This is a genomic window from Azospirillum sp. TSO5 (genome assembly GCF_003116065.1).
Classification (GTDB): Bacteria; Pseudomonadota; Alphaproteobacteria; order Azospirillales; family Azospirillaceae; genus Azospirillum.
This window is the reverse complement of the sequence record NZ_LGQY01000029.1, coordinates 1-21642: the sequence shown is the minus strand read 5'-3', so window position 1 is coordinate 21642 and position 21642 is coordinate 1. Positions and strand designations below refer to the sequence as shown.

Below are 21642 nucleotides of genomic sequence, written 5' to 3'. Positions count from 1 at the left end.
GGACACGGGCGGCGGCGGGTGAGCGACTTTAGGAAGGTCGCCCGCACTTGTCCACTGTAAGCCCCCCGCTTGGCCGCCGGCTACCGGGAGCGGCAGTAGACGTAGAGGCGTTCCTCGGCACCCGGATCGATCGGCTGGCCGTTGAGATAGAGTTGGTTGCCGACGACGGTCAGCCACACCGCGGTGATATCGTTGGGCAGAAACGGCACCGACGGCAGGGCGATGCCCATGCGCCGGGCGAGATCGATCGACAGCGGCAGGTCGATGGGGATCGGCGGCTGCGCGCCTGCACTGCCGGCCAAGTCGGCCGGGGCGACCGCACGGCCATGCACATCCACGCCCGGCCGGTATTCCACGTCGGCGGCCGGCACATGGCGGGTCAGCCGTTGGCACAAGGACAGATCCACCACCGGGCGGTCGCGGGCGGCATCGGGGGTCAGCGGGACCGGACCGGGACGCGGCGGCTGGGTTTGCGCCGATGCCGGTGCGGTCGCCAGGGACAGCGCCGCCGCCGTCAGCCCGGCGTACAAGATGCCGCGCGGGCTCACAGCGTGTGCCGCTCGGCCACCGGGGCCGGGTTGCGCATGGATTTCCAGTAGATCGACAGGTAGGGCATTCCTTTTTCCGCCTCCTCCTGGGTCCGCGCCGACTGGCGGATGTATTTGCCGATGAAGGGCTTGTTCACATGCTCCAGGTCCACCGCGGCCTTCAGCACCAGGAACTCGCCGATCTTGTCCGGCAGATTGTAATGCCATTTCTGCAGACACTCGGAGGTCACACCCGGCTTCGCCTGTTCGGGCTCGGGCAGGTAGAATTCCTGGTGGTGGTACTGCGAGATCTCCTTCCACGCCTGCGCCACCCGGCCGGGCTTCAGGCGCGGCAACGCCTTCAGGATGCGGACATCGTCATGGAACAGCGGCAGGAAGCCCCGCTTTTCCCCCAGTTCGGTCAGCATCGTATGCAGGCCGGCCATGACACCGCCCTCACCGCCCTCACCGCCCTCGCCGCCGCCCTCGCCGCCACCGCTGTCCGCCTTCTGCTCGCGCTTGCGGCCGAACAGCGCGCTGAAGAACCCCTTCTTCGGCTTGGTCTGGCTTCCGCCGCCGCTGTCCTGCCCGACCTTGCGCTCGTCCCACAACGAGTCCCAGGCATATTCCCAGGCGGTGAAGACGGCGTTGGAGCGGTCGTCGAGGACTGTCAGCAGATATTCGCGCCCCTCCCGCGCCCAATCGACGTCACCGACGATGGCGCGCACCGGACGGCGGCTGAGCACCACCGGCAGGATGCCGACGCGCACCAGCTCCTGATAGAACTCTACGAAGGACGGTGTCTGGATGAAGGGCAGGATCGAGCATGGCTGAAGCTCCGGCGCCAGCAGCTCCATGCTTTTCTTTGTCCGCTCCAACAGTTCAATCGACAGAACCGCGGCGAACTGATCGAACCGTTCGTTTTCATTCGCGGCCATCGGCGCCTCGACTGTCGTCCTTTTTCCTGCCACCCGCCGAAGCGGGAAAAGGCTCAACCGGTAAACGGGCAAAGCGCAATCGCCCCGGCGGACTGGCCCCCGGTGGTGATGGTTCAGCCCAGCTGATAGCCCTGATTGGGGAAAACCCGATGCGAGCTAATCCAAGCAACGCTACCAAGTAAACCGTTAACGTTTTCTGGAGCAGCGCGGAAATTTTCTATCCGCGACCCTGCCCTGTCTCCTCCCGTACGCCGGATAAAGAAAGGCCGCGCGGCAAAAGCGGCGCGGCCTGTCGAGTTTAGGGAGGAATCGCCACCAGGCGTCGGAAAGGGAGGAATATCCTCCCTCATCACTCCAAAAGAGTGAACCCGAGCCACGGCGATGGCAAGCCCAAAACAGAGGCAGTAGCGCCTCATGCACAAAATTTTTGCAATTTTGCCCAGCACTTCGGCGATTGCCGTCGTTCTGGGCGGGCGATTGCCTATTCCATGGGCGCGTACCCGCGATACCCGGCGTCCACCGCCGCCTTCCAGGGCGGACTCTGGGCAAGCACGACGGTCTGGACTGGACAGTCGGGCTGATGAGCGCCCGGCAGATAGCCCAGGCTCATCAGGAACTCCCCGACGATCTCGCCACCGGTGAAACGGAAGGTCCGGCCGAACAGCTTCACCCATTCCGGCTTGGTCAGCGGATGATGGGCGCTCAGCCAGCCGTCGAAGGAGCCGTGGGTTTCCCGCAGCGCGACGATGCGGCGGGCGTTCTCGATCACCGCGTCCACCTTCAGGCGGTTGCGGATGATGCCAGCGTCGGCCAGCAGCCGCGCCCGCTCCGCCTCGCCATAAGCCGCGACCCGGTCGATGTCGAACCCGTCGAAGGCGGCGCGGAAAGCGTCGCGCTTCTTCAGGATGGTCAGCCAGGACAGGCCGGCCTGATTGATCTCCAGCACCAGACGCTCGAACAGCACCCGGTCGTCGCTGCTGGGAAAGCCGTACTCGCCGTCGTGGTAGGGGCCATGATGGGGATGGCCGGGTGCGGCCGCGCAATAGGTCAGGCTCACCCGCCTCGCTCCTCTCTATCGTCAGAGCAATCTGGCGTCAGAACATGTCCCGCGCCATGTCCCGGAAGGAGATGATGCCGGACCGCTCGATGCCGAAGATCACCAGCCACACCAGCAGGGCGACCAGCGACGTGATCATGAATTTGCGCAGGATGCGCGGCTCGACCGGCGCGGAGGAGGCCATGCCCGGCTCCGGGCTCTCCGGAGTCCGAACGCCCCAGGGCAGCACCGCGAACAGCACCACCCACCAGACGACGATGTAAACGAAGGCTCCTGTCACCCAGTTGTTCATCGTCCCCTCCGCGTGTCAGCCGTCTCAGGCCTGTTCCAGTTCCACCAGCGTCCCGCAGAAATCCTTCGGGTGCAGGAACAGGACCGGCTTGTCGTGAGCGCCGATCTTCGGCTCGCCGTCGCCCAGCACGCGGGCGCCCTGCTCCTTCAGCCGGTCGCGGGCGGCCAGGATGTCCTCCACCTCATAGCAGATATGGTGGATGCCGCCCGACGGGTTCTTCTCCAGGAAGCCGGCGATCGGCGACTTCTCGCCGAACGGATGCAGCAGTTCGATCTTGGTGTTTGGCAGGGTGACGAAGACCACGGTGACGCCGTGCGGCGGCAGGTCCACCGGCTGCGAGACTGCGGCGCCCAGCGTGTCGCGATAGAGCGCGGTCGCCGCCGGAAGGTCCGGAACGACGATGGCGACGTGGTTGAGCTTCCCGATCATGCGTGTCCTCTCGCTGGCTGTTCCTGGCCCGTTAGCGGGCTCTGATAAGCCTGTTATACATCAAATCCGTTCTTGGGTTCGGTCAGACGCGGACCAGATGGACCTCCGTCACCGGCTTCTTGCCGTGGGTCGCGTTGAAGCAGCGGCGCACGGCGATCCGTGCCGCCTCCTTCACCTGGGCGTCGTCGCCCCGTGCCGATTTGGGCAGCATCGCCACCGACTCGCGCACGGCATCCACCACGTCCAGCAACAGGTCGCGGTCGGTCGCCTCGTCGATCAGCCCCATCACCGCCAGCTGCGGAGCGGTCAGCAACTCGCCCGTTCCGGTCATCACCAGCGTCACCACGGCGGCGCCGTTGTTCACCATGCGGTTACGCGCGCGCATCATGCCGGTGTCGAGCGGCACCAGACGCTTGCCGTCCACCGCCATGCGTCCGGCGCGCACGTTGGCCACCACCCGCGCACCCTCCGGCCCGTCGAGCCGGAGGACTTCGCCGTTGGCCGGAACGATGCTGTGGGCGACCTGACACTCCTCCGCCAGGGCGGCATGGGCCTGCTGATGGCGCTGCTCGCCATGGACCGGGACGGCGATGCGTGGACGCACCCATTGGTACATGCGCACCAGCTCGTCACGCGCCGGGTGGCCGGAGACATGGACCGGCGCCTCGTCCGCCGTCACCAGTTCGACTCCCTGTGCGACCAGCTGGTTCTGCATGCGGCCGATGGCGCGCTCGTTGCCGGGAATCTCGCGGGAGGAGAAGATCACCACGTCGCCGCGCGACAGCGTGACCTGCGGATGATCGTTGGCGGCGATACGGGCAAGGGCCGAGCGCGGCTCGCCCTGACTGCCGGTGCAGATCAGCACCAGCTTCTCGCGCGGCAGATAGCTGGCGTCATGCTCCGACAGGAACTTCGGCACGTCGGCGAGATAGCCGGTGGCCCGCGCCGCCTCGTTGATGCGCCACAGCGAGCGGCCGACCAACGCCACATGGCGGTCATGGGCGGCGGCGGCGGCGGCAATGCTCTCCAGCCGCGCCACATTGGTGGCAAAGCAGCTGACGGCGATGCGGCGGTCGCGATAGCGGCCGAACAACTCCATCAGGGCATCGCGGACGGTCGCCTCCGACCCGGCGGCGCCGGGCACCAGCGCGTTGGTGCTGTCGCCGACCAGCGCCAGCACCCCTTCGTCGCCGATGGCACGCAGCCGTTCCTCATCGGCCGTCTCGCCGACCAGCGGATCGGGGTCCAGCTTCCAGTCGCCGGTGTGCAGGATGGTCCCGGCCGAGGTGCGGATGGCGAGCGCGTTCGGCTCCGGGATCGAATGCGTCATGGTGACGTATTCGACGGAGAAGGGACCGGCCTCCACCGTGCCACCCAGCGGGATTTCGTGGATCGGCACCGTGCTGCTCAGGCCCTTCTCATGCAGCTTGGCGCGCAGGAAGGCCGCGGTGAAGGGCGTGCAATAGACCGGACAGCGCAGCTCCGGCCACAGATACTGCACCGCGCCCAGATGGTCCTCATGCGCATGGGTCAGTACCAGACCGACCAGATCGTCGCGACGCTCGGCGATGAAGGTCGGGTCCGGCATGATGACGTCCAGCCCGGGCATGGTGTCGTCGGCAAACGAGATGCCGAGGTCCACCATCAACCACTTGCCCTGATGGCCGTAGAGATTGAGGTTCATCCCAATCTCGCCGGAACCGCCGAGCGGGACGAAATACAGTGCGCCATCCTCCGGAACGAAGGTGTCCGCCGGGGCTTCGGACGTTCCGGCGGCTGTCTTGGAGGATTGTGTCATTGGACCGTGTTGCGCTTGTGGATCAGGAGGAGACCGCGGAGCGTCAGCTCGTTGTCGGTGTGTTCGATCACATGGGTAGCCTTGGCGAAAAGAACAGCCAATCCGCCAGTGGCGACCACCCGCATCGGTTCGCCGTACTCCGCCCGGATGCGGGAGACCAGCCCTTCAATCAGGCCGACATACCCCCAGAAGATGCCGGACTGCATGCAGGCGATGGTGTTCTTGCCGATCACCTCGGACGGCGGCTGAATCTCGACCCGCGGCAGCTTGGACGCGGCCCTCTGCAGTGCCTCCAGCGACAGGTTCAGCCCCGGCGCGATCACGCCACCGCAGTAATTGCCATCGGCATCCACCACGTCGAAAGTCGTCGCCGTACCGAAATCGATGACGATCAGCGGGGTCTTGTAGGTCGCCGCGGCGGCCACGGTGTTGACCAGACGATCGGCGCCCACCTCCTCCGGCCGGTCGACCAGGGCCTTCGCACCAAGATCGACTCCGGGCTGGCCGACGATCACCGGCTCGCAGCCGAAATGATCCTTGCACAGCCGCTTCAGGTTGAAGGTGGCGCCGGGCACCACGCTGGCGATGATCGCGCCATGGATGTCGACCGGCTTCAGCCCCTTCAACGCCATCAGGTGGGTCAGCCACACCATGTATTCGTCGGAGGTGCGTTTGGGATCGGTCGCCGTTCGCCAGATGCCGCGCTGGCGGTCGCCGTCATAGATGGCGAACACCACATTCGTGTTTCCGGCGTCGATGGCAAGCAGCATGGCAAGGTCCTGAAGGCGGTGGGCGTTTGAACTCGGCTGGCGAACTCAGCTCGCTGGAGGCGGCGCGAAGAACACGTCGCCGGCGGCGATCCGCTGCCGCGGCCCGCCGTCCGTTGGATCAAGCAACAGAACGCCGTCGCTGTCCAGATCGGCGAAAGTGCCGGGGATCGTCCGATCGGCCAGCCTGACCAGGATCGGCCCGCCAAGCCCCTTGGCCCGCGCCAGCCACGCCTCGCGCACGGGCGCGAAACCATGCGCGCGCCAGCGGCCGTACCAGGTCGCCAGATGCTCCGCGTAGACCTCGAGAAGCGCGCCCGGCCCCATCGGCGGAGCGCCCTCGGCAACCAAGGAGGTGGCGCCATAATCGGCGGTCGCGGGAAAATGCCGCAGGTTGATGCCGACCCCCAGCACGACCCAGGCGACCTTGCCGTCGGCCGTCGGCTCCGACTCGAGCAGGATGCCCGATAGCTTGCGGTCATGCACCAGAACGTCGTTGGGCCATTTGCAGCGAACACCGCTCGGGTCTGGCAGGACCGACTCGGCTGTTTCCGCAATTGCGAGCGCCGCGACGAAGGAGATCTGCGCCGCCTCCGCCGGTGGCAGGCCGGGCCGCAGGATGGTCGTGCTGTAGAGATTTCCTTCAGGGGACGTCCAGGCCCGGCCGCGGCGGCCACGGCCGCTGTCCTGACGGCGCGCCCAGACGACGGTGCCTTCGGGCGCCCCTGAACGCGACAAGGCCTTCGCTTCGTCGTTCGTACTGCCGACGGAGTCGAAGGCCTTGATCTGGAAGCCCGGAGGCAGGCGCAGACGCGCCGCCTCCGCTTCGAGCGATGCTGTCATCGGTCGGATGTCACCCGGCGAACAGGGCCGCCGCGGCAGCCGCCGCACCGTTCAGGATCGGCGCCGGAGCGACGAAGAACAGCAGGGTGAACAGGCTGGTCAGCACCAGGACGCCGGTCATGCTGTCGTCGTCGACCTTGTCGACCACCACTGCGGGCTCATCGAAATACATGATCTTGATGATGCGCAGATAGTAGAAGGCACCCACGACGCTGGTCAGCACACCGACGACGGCCAGGGTGTATTCCTGCGCGGCGACGGCGGCCAGGAAGACATAGAGCTTGCCGAAGAAGCCCGCCATCGGAGGGATGCCAGCCATGGAGAACATAAAGATCGCCATGGTCGCGGCCAGCATCGGATTGGTCTTGGACAGGCCGGAGAAGTCCTTGATCTCCTCCAGCATCTGGCCCTTGGCCTTCATGCTGAGGATGACCGCGAAGGCGCCGATGTTCATGGCGATGTAGAGCGCCATGTAGATCAGCACGCCGCGCACGCCGTCCTGCGTACCGGTCGTCAGGCCCACCAGCGCGTAACCGACATGGCCGATGGAGCTGTAAGCCATCAGGCGCTTGATGTTGGTCTGCATGATGGCGACGAAGGAACCGATCACCATCGACAGGATGGCGGTCGCCACCAGCACCTGATGCCACTGGGCGGCGAGGTGGCCGAACGGCTCCATCACCACGCGGGTCAGCAGGGCGATGGCCGCCACCTTCGGCGCCGCCGCGAAGAAGGCGGTCACCGGGGTCGGCGCCCCCTCATAGACGTCCGGCGTCCACATGTGGAACGGAGCGGCCGAGATCTTGAAGGCCAGACCGGCCATCACGAACACCAGACCGATCACCAGACCCGGCGACACATGGGCGCCACCGGCGAACAGCGCCGCCACCTTGTCGAACGAAGTCGTGCCGGCGAAGCCGTAAACCAGCGAAGCACCGTACAGCAGCATGCCCGACGAGAGCGAGCCGAGGACGAAATACTTCAGGCCGGCTTCCGAGGACTTGCCGCTGTCGCGGCGGAAGGCCGCGATGACGTAGAGCGCCAGGCTCTGGGTCTCCAGGCCGACATACAGCGAGATGAAATCGTTGGCCGAGATCATCATCAGCATGCCGAGCGTGGCGAAGACCATCAGCACCGGGAACTCGAAGCGGGCCATCTGCTCCCGCTCGTTGAAGCCGAGAGAGAGGACCACCGCAAAGGCCGCGGAGACCAGCACCAGCACCTTCATGAAGACGCCGAAGGCATCCATCACGAACATGCCGTTGAAGGTGACGACGCGGCCGCTGCCGTAGCCCATCGCCAGGACGGCGGCGAGCAGCATGCAGACGATCGCCAGATAGGAGACGGGACGGGTGAAGCCGTCGCCGCGGAACACGCCCAGCATCAGCAGGGCAACGCCCGAGAGTGCCAGGAAGATCTCCGGCAGGGCCGGCCAGATGTCGGGAAACACTGCGGTCATGTCGAAGAACCCCTTACCGAGCGGCGACCGAGACACCGGACGCGGCGTGCGACGCGGCCAGCTTGGTCTGGTAGGTCTGGATCAGCTGCTCGACCGATGCCGAGGTGACGTTCAGGAAGCTGCTGGGATAGACGCCCATCCACAGGACGACGACGATCAGCGGCACGAACACCGCGATTTCGCGCGGGGTTATGTCGAACATCGCCTTGACGTCCGGCTTGGTCAGCTTGCCGTAGACAACGCGGCGGTACAGCCACAGCGCGTAGGCGGCGCCAAGAACCATGCCGGTAGCGGCGAGGGCGGCGACCCACGTGTTGTCGCGGAAGACGCCCATCAGCACCAGGAACTCGCCGACGAAACCGGCGGTACCCGGCAGACCGACCGAGGCCATGGTCATGAACAGGAAGACCACCGCGTATTTCGGCATGTTCTTCACGAGGCCGCCGTAACGGGCGATCTCGCGGGTGTGCAGCCGGTCATAGACGACGCCGACGCACAGGAACAGCGCACCCGACACGACGCCGTGCGACAGCATCTGGAACACCGAGCCTTCGATGCCCTGCTGGTTCAGCGCGAACATGCCGATGGTGACGAAGCCCATGTGGGCGACCGACGAGTAGGCGATCAGCTTCTTCATGTCCTCCTGGGCGAGAGCGACCAGCGAGGTGTAGATCACGGCGACGACCGACAGGGTGTAGATCAGCGGCGCGAAATACTCGGTCGCTTCCGGCAGGATCGGAATGTTGAAGCGCAGGAAGCCGTACCCGCCCATCTTCAGCAGCACGCCGGCCAGGATCACCGAACCGGCGGTCGGCGCCTCGACGTGGGCATCCGGCAGCCAGGTGTGGACCGGCCACATCGGCACCTTCACCGCGAAGGAGGCGAAGAAGGCCAGCCACAGCCACAGCTGCATGTTGCGCGGGAACTGGGTGGCGGTGATGGTCGGGATGTCGGTGGTGCCGGCCACATAATACATGGCCAGGATCGCCAACAGCATCAGGACCGAGCCGAGCAGCGTGTAGAGGAAGAACTTGAAGGCGGCATAGACGCGGCGCGGGCCGCCCCAGACACCGATGATGAGGAACATCGGGATCAGGACGCCTTCGAAGAACATGTAGAACAGGATGAAGTCCAGCGCGCAGAACATCCCGATCATCAGGGTTTCCAGCACGAGGAATGCGATCATGTATTCCTTCAGGCGGACCTGCACCGACTCCCAGCTCGCCAGGATGCACAGCGGCATCAGGAAGCCGGACAGGACGACGAACAGCACCGAAATGCCGTCGACGCCCATGTGGTAGTTGATGCCGAACTCGGGGATCCAGCCCGCCTTCTCGACCATCTGGTAGCCGGGATTGCGCGGATCGAAGTTGGCCCAGACCAGCAGGGTCAGGACGAAGGTGACGAGGGTCGTCCACAGCGAGATGTACCGCACGTTCCGCAGCACGTCCGGGGAATTGCCCCGGCAGAACAGCAGGATCAGCGCGACGCCCACGAGCGGCAGGAAGGTCGCGAACGACAGGATCGGCCAGCTAGCCATTGTTGTTGTTCTCCTTCGAAACCGCTCAGCCGAAGACCGACAGCCAGGCGACGAGCAGGACGACCCCGATCACCATGGCAAAGGCGTAGTGATAGACGTACCCCGACTGCAGCCGGCTGGCGCGTGCCGCGACGTCGCGGGTGGCGGCGGCGATGCCGTCCGGTCCCACGCCGTCGATCACCGCCCCGTCGCCCGACTTCCACAGGCCGTAGCCCAGGGCCTTGGCCGGACGGGTGAACAGCGCGTCATACAGCTCGTCGAAATACCACTTGTTGTAGAGGAACTGGTGGATGCCGCGGAAGGTGGAGGCGATCCGGCCCGGCAGCCGCGGCATCATCACATAGCCGATGTAGGCCATGGCGATACCGATCAGGCCGACCACCAGCGGGGCGATGGCGACCCAGCCCGGGGTGTGGTGGTGCGCGGCCTCGATGGCGTCATGCTCGTGCAGGGTCATGATGGCCTTGCCCCAGAATTCCATCCGGTCGTGACCGATGAACCACTGGTGGAAACCGAAGCCGGCGAACAGCGCGCCAAGCGTCAGGACCGCCAGCGGGATCAGCATGACGATCGGCGATTCGTGGGCGTGGTCGTAGACTTCCTTGTCCATCCGCGGCGTGCCGTGGAAGGTCATGAACAGCAGGCGCCAGGAGTAGAAGGCGGTCAGCAGAGCGGCCGCAATACCCAGGGCGAAGGCGAAGCGCCCCACCCCGCTGCCCGAGGCGAAGGCCGCCTCGAGGATCATGTCCTTGGAATAGTAGCCGGCGAAGAAGGGCAGACCGGCGAGAGCCAGATTGCCGATCCACATCACCGCGTAGGTGAAGGGAATCTTGCGCCAGACGCCGCCCATCTTCCGCATGTCCTGCTCATGGTGCAGGGCATGGATGACCGAGCCGGCGCCAAGGAACAGCAGGGCCTTGAAGAAGGCGTGCGTGAACAGATGGAACATGGCCGCGCCGTAGGCGGAGACGCCGGCGGCGAAGAACATGTATCCGGGCTGCGACATCGTCGAATAGGCGATGACGCGCTTGATGTCGAACTGGGTGAAACCGATGGTCGCCGCGACGAAGGCGGTCAGGCCGCCGACCACCGTCACCACCTCGAGCGCCGTCGGGGCGTATTCGAAGACGGGCGACAGGCGGCAGACCATGAAGACGCCGGCGGTGACCATGGTGGCCGCGTGGATGAGCGCCGACACCGGGGTCGGGCCTTCCATCGCGTCCGGCAGCCAGGTGTGCAGACCAAGCTGCGCCGACTTGCCCATGGCGCCCATGAACAGCAACAGGCAGGCGACGGTCAGACCGTTGAAGTCCCAGCTGAGGAAATGCAGCGTCTCGCCGGTCAGCGTCGGAGCCTTGGCGAAGATCGTGTCGAACTGGACCGAACCGGTCAGCACGAAGATCGCGAAGATGCCGAGCGCGAAGCCGAAGTCGCCGACGCGGTTGACCAGGAAGGCCTTCATGGCGGCGGCGTTCGCCGAGGGCTTCTCGTACCAGAAGTTGATCAGCAGGTAGGAGGCCAGACCGACGCCCTCCCAGCCGAAGAACAGCTGGACCAGGTTGTCCGCCGTCACCAGCATCAGCATGGCGAAGGTGAACAGCGACAGGTAGCCCATGAAGCGCGGCTTCTGCGGATCCTCGGCCATGTAGCCGATGGAGTAGACGTGCACGCAGGCCGACACGGTGTTGACGACGATCAGCATCACCGCGGTGAGCTGGTCGACGCGCAACGCCCACTTCACGTCCAGCGTGCCGCTCTGGATCCAGGTCATCAGCTCGATCGTGCGCGGGTTGCCGTGCACGGCGACGTCGAAGAACAGGATCCAGGACAGGATCGCCGAGACGATGACTGCACCCGCGGTCACGAACTGCGAGACGCGGTCGCCCACCGTCGGCGGCCCGGCGACGACATGGTGGTCGTCGTGGGCGTCGTCGTGTGCGTGGTCCAGCTCGTCATGCGAGATGTGATGGGAATGATCGTCATGAGCATGGGCGATCTGGGCGTGCCCGTGATCGTCATGGCCATGACCGTGGCTTCCGTGACCCGCAGCAGCCGGCTCGGCCTTCGGCCCGCCGAACAGCGCGATCGATCCGGCGACGAGGAACGCCAGGAGCGGAAGGAATACGACTAGCACTTCCATGGCGCCGCCTCAGCCCTTCATCATGTTGATGTCTTCGACTCGGATCGAGCCGCGGTTGCGGAAGTAGACCACCAGGATGGCGAGGCCGATGGCCGCCTCGGCGGCGGCGACGGTCAGGATGATCATGGCGAAGATCTGGCCGACCAGATCGTGCAGGAAGGTCGAGAAGGCGACGAGGTTCAGGTTCACCGCCAGCAGCATCATCTCGATCGACATCAGGATGATGATGACGTTCTTCCGGTTCAGGAAGATGCCCAGCACACCCAGCGTGAAGATGATTGCCGAGACCGTCAGGTAATGTCCGAGACCGATCTCCATGATCACACGCCCTCCCCGGTCGTAACCTTGCGAATGACGACCACGTCTTCCCGGCGACGGGAAATCTGGGCGCCGACATTCTGTTTGCGCACGCCCGGACGGTGCCGCAGCGTCAGCACGATCGCGCCGATCATGGCGATCAGCAGGACGATGCCCGACGCCTGGAACAGGTAGACGTACTGCGTGTACATCAGCCGGCCCAGCGCCTGGGTGTTCGACACCTGATCAAAGGCCGGAGTCGGCGCGCCGGCGATGGCGGCGACGTTGGGAGCCACGATCCAGCCGCCGAGCACGGCGGCCAGTTCGGCCAGCAGGATCAGCCCGACCAGCGCACCCAACGGCAGCGCTTCCATCGCACCCTTGCGCAGCTCGCGGAAGTTGATGTCGAGCATCATGACCACGAACAGGAACAGCACGGCGACGGCACCGACATAGACGATGATGAGGATCATCGCGATGAACTCGGCCCCCATCAGGAGGCAGAGACCGGCCGCCTGGAAAAAGGCGAGGATCAGGAAAAGGACAGAATGAACGGGGTTCCGCGCCGAGATGACCATCACACCGGAGGCCACCAGCAGCGCGGCGAACACGTAGAAGGCGATGCCTTGGAGTATCATCGTTTTTCTCGCTTCCGCTTACCGGTAAGGAGCCTCGGCCGCGAGGTTCTGGGCGATTTCCGCCTCCCAGCGGTCGCCGTTCGCCAGCAGCTTCTGCTTGTTGTAGAAGAGCTCTTCACGGGATTCGGTGGAGAACTCGAAGTTCGGCCCCATGACCACCGCATCGACCGGGCAGGCTTCCTGGCACAGGCCGCAGTAGATGCACTTGGTCATGTCGATGTCGTAACGCGTGGTGCGGCGGCTGCCGTCGTCGCGCGGTTCGGCCTCGATGGTGATGGCGAGAGCCGGGCACACCGCTTCGCACAGCTTGCACGCGATGCAGCGCTCCTCGCCATTCGCATAACGGCGGAGCACATGCTCGCCGCGGAAGCGGGAGCTGATGGGGCCCTTCTCATAGGGGTAGTTGATCGTGACCTTGGGCTTGAACATGTAGCGCAAGGTCAGCGCCATGCCGCCCAGCAGCTCGGTCAGGAACAGGCTGCGCGCCGCGCGGTCGAGGAACGCCATGGCCTCTTCGTCTCCTTCCTCGCCGGTGGCCGCCCTTTGGTCGGGCGGCTCGCCGGCACTCAAATCGACATGTCGATGGTGGGTTCGGTGCAGGCTTTCGCCGTTGCTTACTTCGGCAGCCAGCCGAAGGTCACCAGGACGCCGGCGGTCAGCACGACCCAGAACAGCGACAGGGGCAGGAAGACCTTCCAACCCAGCCGCATCAGCTGGTCGTAGCGGTAACGCGGCACGGTGGCGCGAACCCAGACATAGGTGAACAGGCAGAACGCGATCTTCAGGGCGAACCACACGATGCCCGGCACCCAGGTGAAGGGCGCGAAGGGCAGCGGGGGCAGCCAGCCACCGAGGAACAGGATGCTCGTCATCGCGCTCATCAGGATCATGTTGGCGTATTCGCCAAGGAAGAAGAGCGCGAAGGGAGCCGAGCTATACTCGACCATGAAGCCGGCGACCAGCTCCGACTCGCCTTCCGGCAGGTCGAAGGGGGCGCGGTTGGTTTCCGCCAGCGCCGAGATGAAGAACATCACGAACATCGGCAGCAGCGGGATACAGAACCAGACCGTCTCCTGGGCCCGCACGATGTCGGTCAGGTTCAGCGAACCGACGCACAGAAGCACGGTGATGATGATGAGGCCCATCGAGACCTCGTAGGACACCATCTGCGCCGCGGAACGGAGCGCACCGAGGAAGGCATAGCGCGAGTTCGAGGCCCAGCCGGCCATCACGATGCCATACACGCCCAGCGAGGAGATCGCGAACAGGTACAGCACGCCGACGTTGATGTTGGACAGCACCACCCCGTAGTCGAACGGGATAACCGCCCAGGCGATCAGCGCCAGGAAGAAGGTCAGCATCGGGGCGACGTAGAACACGACGCGGTTGGCGCCTTCCGGCAGGATCTGCTCCTTGGCGAACAGCTTCAGGCCGTCGGCGAAGGGCTGCATCAGGCCGAACGGCCCGACGATCGCCGGGCCCTGGCGAAGCTGCATCGCGCCCATGATCTTGCGCTCTGCATAGGTCATGAAGGCGACGGCCACCAGCAGCGGCACGGTGATCGCCAGGATCTCCAGAACCATAATGATCAGCGGCAGGAGGAAGCCGCTCCAGAACTCAGCCATGGGTGCCAGTCCTCTCCTGAGCAGGGCCCACCAGCGCTTCCGTGCAGTTGGCCATCGTCACCGAGGCCCGGCTGATCGGGTCGGTCATGTAGAAGTTGGTGATCGGCGTCACGAAGGGGGCGGCATCGACCGGGCCCTGCGCGCCGAACGGCGCCCAGCTGGCCGGGGTCATCTCGCCGACCGCACCGAAGATCGGGTTCGCCGCCATCAGCCGCTGGCGCAGCTGGCCGTGGGTGTCGAAGGGGAGCGTGGCGCCCAGGACTTCCGACAGGGCGCGGACGATCTTCCAGTCCTCGCGAGCCTCGCCCGGCGGGAAGACCGCGAGGCGGGCGAGCTGCGGACGGCCCTCGGTGTTGACGTAGACCGCGTTCTTCTCGGTGTAGGCGGCACCCGGCAGGATGACGTCGGCGCGGTGGGCGCCGGCATCGCCATGGTGGCCCTGGTAGACGACGAAGGCGTTGCCGAGCTTGGCCATGTCGATCTCGTCGGCACCCAGCAGGTAGACGAAATCGATCTCGCCCTTCGACGCGCCGTCGAGGATGCCGTGGACGTCGCGACCGCCCTCGCCCGGCAGGAAGCCGGCTTCGATACCGCCGACACGCGCCGCGGCGGTGTGCAGGACGTTGAAGCCGTTCCAGTCGTCGCGGAACATGCCGTAGGCCTCGCCGACCAGACGGGCGGCGGCCTGGACCGCGAGGCCGTCGACGCGCTGGAAGGCGCCCATGCCGACGATGATCATCGGGTTCTTGGCGGCGCGCAGCGTCTCGGCGAACGGATGGCTGCCATCGACCAGCTGCTGCAGCGTGTCCGGACCGGAGCCGATCACGCTGTAGGGATAGGTCAGGTCACGCTGTTCGCCGATGGAGGCGATGGTGACGCCACCGGCCAGATAGCGCTTGCGGATGCGGGCGTTGACCAGCGTGCCTTCCCAGCGCGGGTTGGTGCCGACCAGCAGGATCACGTCGGCCTTCTCGATGCCGGCGATGCCCGAATTGAACAGGTAGCCGGCGCGAACCGAGGTGTCGAACCGCGCACCGTCCTGGCGGCAATCCAGGTTCGTCGAACCCAGACGCGACAGCAGCTCCTTCAGCGCGAACTGCGCCTCGACATCGACCAGATCACCGGAGATGGCGGCGATGCGGTTGCCGGACAGGCCCTTCAGACGCGCCGCGACGGCGGTGAAGGCCTCGGCCCAGCTGGCGGGGACCAGCTTGCCGTTCTGGCGGATGTAGGGGCGGTCGAGGCGCTGGCGCTTCAGACCGTCGTACGAGTAGCGGCTCTTGTCGTTCAGCCACTCCTCATTGATGTCGTCGTTGACGCGCGGCAGGACGCGCATCACTTCGGCGCCACGGGCGTCGACGCGGATGTTCGAGCCGACGGCGTCGAGGACGTCGATGGTTTCGGTCTTGCGCAGCTCCCACGGACGCGCCGTGAAGGCGTAGGGCTTGTGGGTCAGCGCACCCACCGGGCAGACGTCGGCGAGGTTGCCCGACAGCTCCGAACCGATCGCCTTCTCGACGAAGGTGGTGATCTCCATGTGCTCGCCGCGGTAAACGGCGCCGACATCAGGAACACCGGCCACTTCATTGATGAAGCGGATGCAGCGGGTGCAGTGGATGCAACGGGTCATGATGGTCTTGATGACCGGACCCATATACTTGTCCTTGACCGCCCGCTTGTTCTCGCCGTAGCGGCCGCGGTCGAAGCCATAGGCCATGGCCTGGTCCTGCAGATCGCACTCGCCGCCCTGATCGCAGATCGGGCAATCCAGCGGGTGGTTGATCAGCAGGAATTCCATGACGCCCTTGCGGGCCTTCAGGACGGTCTCGCTGTTGGTGCGGACGACCATTCCGTCGCCGCAGGGCATGGCGCAGGACGCGACCGGCTTGGGCGCGCGCTCCATCTCCACGAGGCACATGCGGCAGTTGGCCGGCACGCTGAGGCGCTCATGGTAGCAGAAGCGCGGAATCTCGATCCCCAGCTGCTCGCAAGCCTGGAGAATCGAGGTGCCCGGCTCGACCTCGATCTCGATCCCGTCGATGGTCAGTTTCGGCATGGGAACGGGAACTCCTTACTCGGCCGCCAGCGGGGCGCTGTTGCGGTAGGCCTGGATGCGCCGTTCCACTTCCGGGCGGAAGTGGCGGAACAGGCCCTGGATCGGCCAGGCGGCAGCGTCGCCGAGCGCGCAGATGGTGTGGCCTTCGACCTGCTTGGTGACCTGCAGCAGCATGTCGATCTCTTCCATGCGGGCGTTGCCGGTGACCATGCGCTGCATGACGCGGCTCATCCAGCCGGTGCCTTCGCGGCAGGGCGTGCACTGGCCGCAGGACTCATGGGCGTAGAACTGCGACAGGCGGGCGATGGCCTTCACGATGTCGGTGGACTTGTCCATCACGATCACCGCGGCGGTGCCGAGGCCCGACTGCACTTCGCGCAAGGAGTCGAAATCCATCAGGACGGTGTCGCAGATCGACTTCGGCAAGACCGGAACCGACGAGCCGCCGGGGATGATGCCCAGCAAATTGTCCCAGCCGCCGCGCACGCCGCCGGCATGCTTCTCGATCAGCTCCTTCAGCGGGATGCCCATCTCCTCTTCCACGTTGCACGGGTTGTTCACGTGCCCGGAGATGCAGAAGAGCTTGGTGCCCGAGTTCTTCGGACGGCCGAGGCCGGCGAACCAGGAGGCGCCGCGGCGCAGGATGGTGGGAACAACCGCGATGGATTCGACGTTGTTCACCGTGGTCGGGCAGGAATAGAGACCGGCCTGGGCGGGGAACGGCGGCTTGTTGCGCGGCTGCCCCTTCTTGCCTTCGATCGACTCGATGAGCGCGGTTTCCTCGCCACAGATGTACGCGCCCGCACCGCGGTGGATGTAGACGTCGTAGCTGTAGCCGGTGCCGCAGGCGTTCTTGCCGATCAGGCCCGCCGCATACGCCTCGTCGATGGCGCGCTGGACGTTGGAGCCCTCATTGTAGAACTCGCCGCGGATGTAGATGTAGCAGGCGCTGGCACCGATTGCGAAACCGGCGATCAGGCAGCCTTCGATCAGCTTGTGCGGATCGTGGCGCAGGATGTCGCGGTCCTTGCAGGTGCCGGGCTCGCCCTCGTCGGCGTTGATGACGAGATAGACGGGCTTGTCGGTCACGTTCTTCGGCATGAAGGACCACTTCATGCCGGTCGAGAAGCCGGCGCCGCCGCGACCGCGCAGCCCCGATTCCTTCACCTGATCGATGATCCAGTCCCGGCCATTGGCCAGGAAGGATGCCGTGTTGTCCCAGTCACCGCGCTTGCGGGCCGCCTCGAGACCGAAGTCCTGGTAGCCGTAGAGGTTGGTGAAGATGCGGTCCTCATCGCGAAGCATCGCTGTCCCCTCCCCCTCAATCGTCCGCTTGCGCGGTGGTGAAAGCCTTCAGCGTCGTCGGGCCGCCGACCGGCTCCGAGGACTGACGGCCGATCTGCGAACCGGGCTTCGGCGTCTCGCCGCGGGCCAGCGCGTCGAGGATGCGCTCCATATGCTCCGGCGCCACGTCTTCGTAGTAATCGTCGCCGATCTGCACAACCGGCGCGTTGACGCAGGCGCCCGAGCACTCGACTTCGCCCAGCGTGAACTGGCCGTCGGCCGTGGTCTCGCCCACGTCGATGCCGAGCTTGCTCTTGCAGGTGTGGACGATCTCGTCCGACCCGCGCAGCCAGCAGGGGGTGGTGGTGCAGACCTGGATGTGGTGCTTACCGATCGGGTTCTTGTTGTACATCGTGTAGAAGGTCGCGACCTCGTACACGCGGATGCGCGGCATGCCGAGCAGGTCGGCCACGGCGTCCATGGCGACGCGCGGCAGCCAGCCGCCGTTCTGCCGCTGAGCGACGTCCAGCAGCGGCATGCAGGCGCTGGCCTGCTTGCCCTGCGGGTACTTGGCGATGATGCGCTTCGCCAGCTCCAGGTTTTCCGGAGTGAAGGTGAAGCTGGTCGGCTCGGCGTGGCCGTGATCGGAAGCGGGCGCGCTCATCGATCGATTTCTCCGAAAACGATGTCCATCGAGGCGATGTTGGCGACGGCGTCGGCCAGCATGTGACCCTTCGACATGAAGTCCAGGCCCTGAAGATGGGCGAAGCCCGGCGCGCGGATCTTGCAGCGGTAGGGCTTGTTGGTGCCGTCGGACACCAGATACACGCCGAACTCGCCCTTGGGCGCCTCGATGGCGGTGTAGGTCTCGCCGGCGGGAACGTGGAAGCCCTCGGTGAAGAGCTTGAAGTGGTGGATCAGCGCTTCCATCGAACGCTTCATCTCGCCGCGCGGCGGCGGGGACACCTTGCGGTCCTCGATCTTGTAAGGACCGGCCGGCATCTCCTTGCAGCACTGGCGGATGATGCGCAGCGACTGCTTCATCTCCTCCATGCGGACCAGATAGCGCGCCCAGCAGTCGCCGGTCAGGCCGACCGGAACGTCGAACTCCATGCGGTCATAGACTTCGTAGGGCTGCGACTTGCGCAGATCCCAGGCGACGCCGGAGCCGCGCAGCATCGGGCCGGTGAAGGCCCAGTCGAGCGCCTGCTCCTTGGTGACGATGCCGATGTCGACCGTGCGCTGCTTGAAGATGCGGTTCTCGGTCAGCAGGCCCTCGAGGTCGTCCATGAACTTCGGAAAACGCTCGGTGAAGGCCCAGATGTCGTCCAGCAGGCCGTCCGGAATGTCCCAGGCGACGCCGCCCGGCCGGAAATAGTTGGCGTGCAGGCGGGCACCCGACACGCGCTCGTAGAACTCCATGAGGATTTCGCGTTCCTCGAAGCCCCACAGCGCCGGGGTGATCGCGCCGACGTCCAGCGCACCGGTCGTGATCGACAGGATGTGGTTCAGGATGCGCGTGATTTCCGAGAACAGCACGCGGATGTACTGGGCACGCAGCGGCGCCTTGATCTGCAGCAGGTTCTCGATGCCGAGCACATAGGCGTGCTCCATGCACATCGGGCTGACATAGTCCAGGCGGTCGAAATACGGCACGGCCTGGATGTAGGTCTTGTACTCGATCAGCTTTTCGGTGCCGCGGTGCAGCAGGCCGATGTGCGGATCGCAACGCTCCACCACCTCGCCGTTCAGCTCCATCACCAGACGGAGCACGCCGTGGGCGGCCGGGTGCTGCGGCCCGAAATTCATCGTGTAGGGCTTGATCTGCGTCTTGGTCTCCGGACCGGAGGCGCTGATCGCCCCGCCCAGACCAGTCATTGCCGGACCAGTCGAGACGACGCCGGTCGCCGATTCGGTCGAAACGGTCATGCTCACGGCTTCTTGCTCCCGTCCTGGAGGGCCGCCTTCTCATCGCCGGGCAGCATGACGTTGGTCATGCCTTCCCACGGGCTGAGGAAGTCGAAGGCGCGGAAATCCTGGGTCAGACGGACCGGCTCGTAGATCACGCGCTTCTGGTCTTCGTCGTAGCGGGCTTCGACGTAGCCGGTCAGCGGGAAGTCCTTGCGGAAGGGGTGCCCCTCGAACCCGTAGTCGGTGAGGATGCGGCGCAGGTCCGGATGGTTCTCGAAGAAGATGCCGAACAGGTCCCACACCTCGCGCTCGAACCAGTTCGCGGCGCTGAAGACGGCAACCGCCGACGGGACGGGCGTGTCCTCATCGGTGGCCAGCTTCACGCGCATACGCCGGTTGTGGGTGTAGCTGAGCAGCTGGTAGACGACCTCGAACCGCTCCGCGCGGTCCGGGTAATCGACCGCGGTGATGTCGGTCAGCTGCTCGAACCGGGTGGCCGGATCGTCGCGCAGCGCGGTCAGCACCGCCAGGATGGCCGGCCGTTTGACCGTCACCATCAGTTCGCCGAGCCTCACCTCGACCTTCAGGACGTCGCCGCCGATCTTGGCGGCGATGACGTCCCCGAGTTCCTTCAACGCCTGTTCGGACATGGGTGGGACCCTGCCTTCCTACTTGTCTTCAGCGCGCTTCTCTTCCGGCCGCGGGACCGGAGCCTTGTCGGCCCCGGCCGGTCCGGTCCGCTGGGATCAGCGGGCGATGCGGTTGCCGCGCTTGATCTTCTTCTGGAGCTGGAGGATGCCGTAAATCAGCGCCTCCGCCGTCGGCGGGCAGCCGGGCACATAGATGTCCACCGGCACGATCCGGTCGCAGCCACGCACCACCGCGTAGGAATAGTGGTAGTAGCCGCCGCCGTTGGCGCAGGAGCCCATCGAGATGACCCAGCGCGGCTCCGGCATCTGGTCGTAGACCTTGCGGAGCGCCGGGGCCATCTTGTTGGTCAGGGTGCCGGCGACGATCATGCAGTCGGACTGGCGCGGGCTGGGACGCGGAATCACGCCGAAACGGTCCAGGTCATACCGGCTCATATAGGCGTGGATCATCTCCACCGCGCAGCAGGCCAGACCGAAGGTCATCGGCCACAGCGAGCCGGTCCGGGCCCAGGCCAGCAGGTCCTCGTACTTCGCCAGCACGAAGCCCTTGTCCTGGATCTCGTCCGAGACCGCGCGGATGTAGGCGTCCTGTTCCGGTCCGGGCGGAATCGGCGCCAGCGGCTTGGCGACCTCTACTCCCATTCCAGAGCTCCTTTCTTCCACTCATAAATGAAGCCGATGGTCAGGATGCCCAGGAACAGCATCATCGACCAGAAGCCGAACAGTCCGATGTCACCCAGGGCGACCGCCCACGGGAACAGGAAGGCGACTTCCAGGTCGAAGATGATGAACAGGATCGAGACCAGGTAGAACCGCACGTCGAACTTGGTGCGCGCGTCCTCGAACGGCTCGAAGCCGCATTCGTAGGGGGAGACCTTCTCGGCGTCCGGGTTCTTCGGGCTGATGACGTAGGATGCCCCCACCATCACCGCGGCCAGCGCGATGCCGATCAGCAGAAACACCAGGATCGGAAGATACTCAATGATCAGCGGAGTCGACACCGCGTTCCTCCCATAAGCCCACGACCACGGGCGCCGTTCCGGCCGGGAAATCGGCGGAAGCGCAAAGCCGTGGCAGCCATGCCTTGGATTAGCCCATCAGACGGGCCGGAATATATGCCGAGACCGTGGGCAAGGAAAGCGCTTTGAATCGCTTTTCACCACGCGGAAGGACAAGCCGGCCCCCGCGAGAGAGCTTGGTAATACCACGTTTTTAAAACGGGGAAAAGGAAAGACAATACGCATGCGAAAAAGGACCCGCAGTTTGCGAGTCCTTTGGACATACTGGCGCGTTACGCGCAATTTGAAAAAGAAAGTGGCGCGAGTGACGGGACTTGAACCCGCGGCCTCCGGCGTGACAGGCCGGCGCTCTAACCAACTGAGCTACACCCG

Annotated in this window: 22 protein-coding genes; all 22 read right to left on the bottom strand. The window is 65.3% G+C overall.

Features of this window, described 5'->3' with window-relative positions; all coding sequences use genetic code 11:
- Positions 1-80: 80 nt before the first annotated feature.
- The 22 genes from TSO5_RS08520 to TSO5_RS08415 all read right to left on the bottom strand — a co-directional run bounded on the left by TSO5_RS08520 (position 81) and on the right by TSO5_RS08415 (position 21252).
- On the bottom strand, positions 81-548 hold the full coding sequence (locus TSO5_RS08520; RefSeq protein WP_109151186.1) for a hypothetical protein: 468 nt from the start codon (positions 546-548) through the stop codon (positions 81-83).
- Complete coding sequence (locus TSO5_RS08515) at positions 545-1465, bottom strand: hypothetical protein (RefSeq protein ID WP_109151185.1); 921 nt, start codon at positions 1463-1465, stop codon at positions 545-547. The genes TSO5_RS08520 and TSO5_RS08515 overlap by 4 nt, the downstream gene beginning before the upstream one ends.
- A 481-nt stretch (positions 1466-1946) precedes the next feature.
- The gene (locus TSO5_RS08510; protein WP_109151184.1) at positions 1947-2522 is read right to left on the bottom strand and encodes a DNA-3-methyladenine glycosylase I; all 576 of its coding nucleotides are present in this window, start codon (positions 2520-2522) and stop codon (positions 1947-1949) included.
- Positions 2523-2559: 37 nt separating this feature from the next.
- On the bottom strand, positions 2560-2814 hold the full coding sequence (locus TSO5_RS08505) for a DUF1467 family protein (RefSeq protein ID WP_109151183.1): 255 nt from the start codon (positions 2812-2814) through the stop codon (positions 2560-2562).
- A 24-nt stretch (positions 2815-2838) separates the two neighbouring features.
- On the bottom strand, positions 2839-3243 hold the full coding sequence (mce, locus tag TSO5_RS08500; protein WP_085089939.1) for a methylmalonyl-CoA epimerase: 405 nt from the start codon (positions 3241-3243) through the stop codon (positions 2839-2841).
- Between the two features lie 82 nt (positions 3244-3325).
- A complete protein-coding gene (locus TSO5_RS08495) occupies positions 3326-5041 on the bottom strand; it encodes a ribonuclease J (RefSeq protein ID WP_109151182.1) in 1716 nt (571 codons plus the stop codon).
- The gene (locus TSO5_RS08490; protein ID WP_109151181.1) at positions 5038-5811 is read right to left on the bottom strand and encodes a type III pantothenate kinase; all 774 of its coding nucleotides are present in this window, start codon (positions 5809-5811) and stop codon (positions 5038-5040) included. The genes TSO5_RS08495 and TSO5_RS08490 overlap by 4 nt, the downstream gene beginning before the upstream one ends.
- A gap of 45 nt (positions 5812-5856) precedes the next feature.
- Positions 5857-6651: a biotin--[acetyl-CoA-carboxylase] ligase gene (locus tag TSO5_RS08485; RefSeq protein WP_109151239.1), complete on the bottom strand. Its 795-nt coding sequence runs from the start codon at positions 6649-6651 to the stop codon at positions 5857-5859.
- A 10-nt stretch (positions 6652-6661) separates the two neighbouring features.
- On the bottom strand, positions 6662-8110 hold the full coding sequence (gene nuoN, locus TSO5_RS08480; RefSeq protein ID WP_109151180.1) for an NADH-quinone oxidoreductase subunit NuoN: 1449 nt from the start codon (positions 8108-8110) through the stop codon (positions 6662-6664).
- 13 nt (positions 8111-8123) lie between these two features.
- Positions 8124-9650 carry an NADH-quinone oxidoreductase subunit M gene (locus TSO5_RS08475; protein WP_109073993.1) on the bottom strand — a complete coding sequence of 509 codons (1527 nt, stop codon included), beginning with the start codon at positions 9648-9650 and terminating at the stop codon, positions 8124-8126.
- A gap of 25 nt (positions 9651-9675) precedes the next feature.
- Positions 9676-11790, bottom strand: coding sequence for an NADH-quinone oxidoreductase subunit L (gene nuoL / locus TSO5_RS08470; RefSeq protein ID WP_109151179.1), 2115 nt, complete (start codon positions 11788-11790; stop codon positions 9676-9678).
- A 9-nt stretch (positions 11791-11799) separates the two neighbouring features.
- Entirely contained in the window at positions 11800-12108 is a 309-nt protein-coding gene (gene nuoK / locus TSO5_RS08465) for an NADH-quinone oxidoreductase subunit NuoK (RefSeq protein ID WP_014248409.1), read from the bottom strand.
- Positions 12109-12110: 2 nt separating this feature from the next.
- Positions 12111-12725 carry an NADH-quinone oxidoreductase subunit J gene (locus tag TSO5_RS08460; protein WP_109151178.1) on the bottom strand — a complete coding sequence of 205 codons (615 nt, stop codon included), beginning with the start codon at positions 12723-12725 and terminating at the stop codon, positions 12111-12113.
- 18 nt (positions 12726-12743) lie between these two features.
- On the bottom strand, positions 12744-13232 hold the full coding sequence (nuoI, locus tag TSO5_RS08455) for an NADH-quinone oxidoreductase subunit NuoI (RefSeq protein ID WP_014248411.1): 489 nt from the start codon (positions 13230-13232) through the stop codon (positions 12744-12746).
- Positions 13233-13339: 107 nt separating this feature from the next.
- Positions 13340-14350: an NADH-quinone oxidoreductase subunit NuoH gene (gene nuoH, locus TSO5_RS08450; RefSeq protein WP_109073996.1), complete on the bottom strand. Its 1011-nt coding sequence runs from the start codon at positions 14348-14350 to the stop codon at positions 13340-13342.
- Entirely contained in the window at positions 14343-16406 is a 2064-nt protein-coding gene (gene nuoG / locus TSO5_RS08445; protein WP_109151177.1) for an NADH-quinone oxidoreductase subunit NuoG, read from the bottom strand. Before nuoG ends, nuoH begins: the two co-directional genes overlap by 8 nt.
- Positions 16407-16421: 15 nt before the next feature.
- Positions 16422-17711: an NADH-quinone oxidoreductase subunit NuoF gene (gene nuoF, locus TSO5_RS08440; RefSeq protein ID WP_109151176.1), complete on the bottom strand. Its 1290-nt coding sequence runs from the start codon at positions 17709-17711 to the stop codon at positions 16422-16424.
- Positions 17712-17727: 16 nt separating this feature from the next.
- Positions 17728-18354 (bottom strand): NADH-quinone oxidoreductase subunit NuoE, encoded by a 627-nt coding sequence (gene nuoE / locus TSO5_RS08435; protein ID WP_109151175.1) that lies wholly within the window; start codon positions 18352-18354, stop codon positions 17728-17730.
- Positions 18351-19568, bottom strand: coding sequence for an NADH-quinone oxidoreductase subunit D (locus TSO5_RS08430; protein ID WP_174757381.1), 1218 nt, complete (start codon positions 19566-19568; stop codon positions 18351-18353). Before TSO5_RS08430 ends, nuoE begins: the two co-directional genes overlap by 4 nt.
- 53 nt (positions 19569-19621) lie before the next feature.
- Complete coding sequence (locus TSO5_RS08425) at positions 19622-20251, bottom strand: NADH-quinone oxidoreductase subunit C (protein WP_109074000.1); 630 nt, start codon at positions 20249-20251, stop codon at positions 19622-19624.
- Positions 20252-20347: 96 nt separating this feature from the next.
- On the bottom strand, positions 20348-20893 hold the full coding sequence (locus TSO5_RS08420; protein WP_174470176.1) for an NADH-quinone oxidoreductase subunit B: 546 nt from the start codon (positions 20891-20893) through the stop codon (positions 20348-20350).
- Positions 20884-21252 carry an NADH-quinone oxidoreductase subunit A gene (locus tag TSO5_RS08415; RefSeq protein WP_045580751.1) on the bottom strand — a complete coding sequence of 123 codons (369 nt, stop codon included), beginning with the start codon at positions 21250-21252 and terminating at the stop codon, positions 20884-20886. The genes TSO5_RS08420 and TSO5_RS08415 overlap by 10 nt, the downstream gene beginning before the upstream one ends.
- Between the last annotated feature and the right edge of the window lie 390 nt (positions 21253-21642).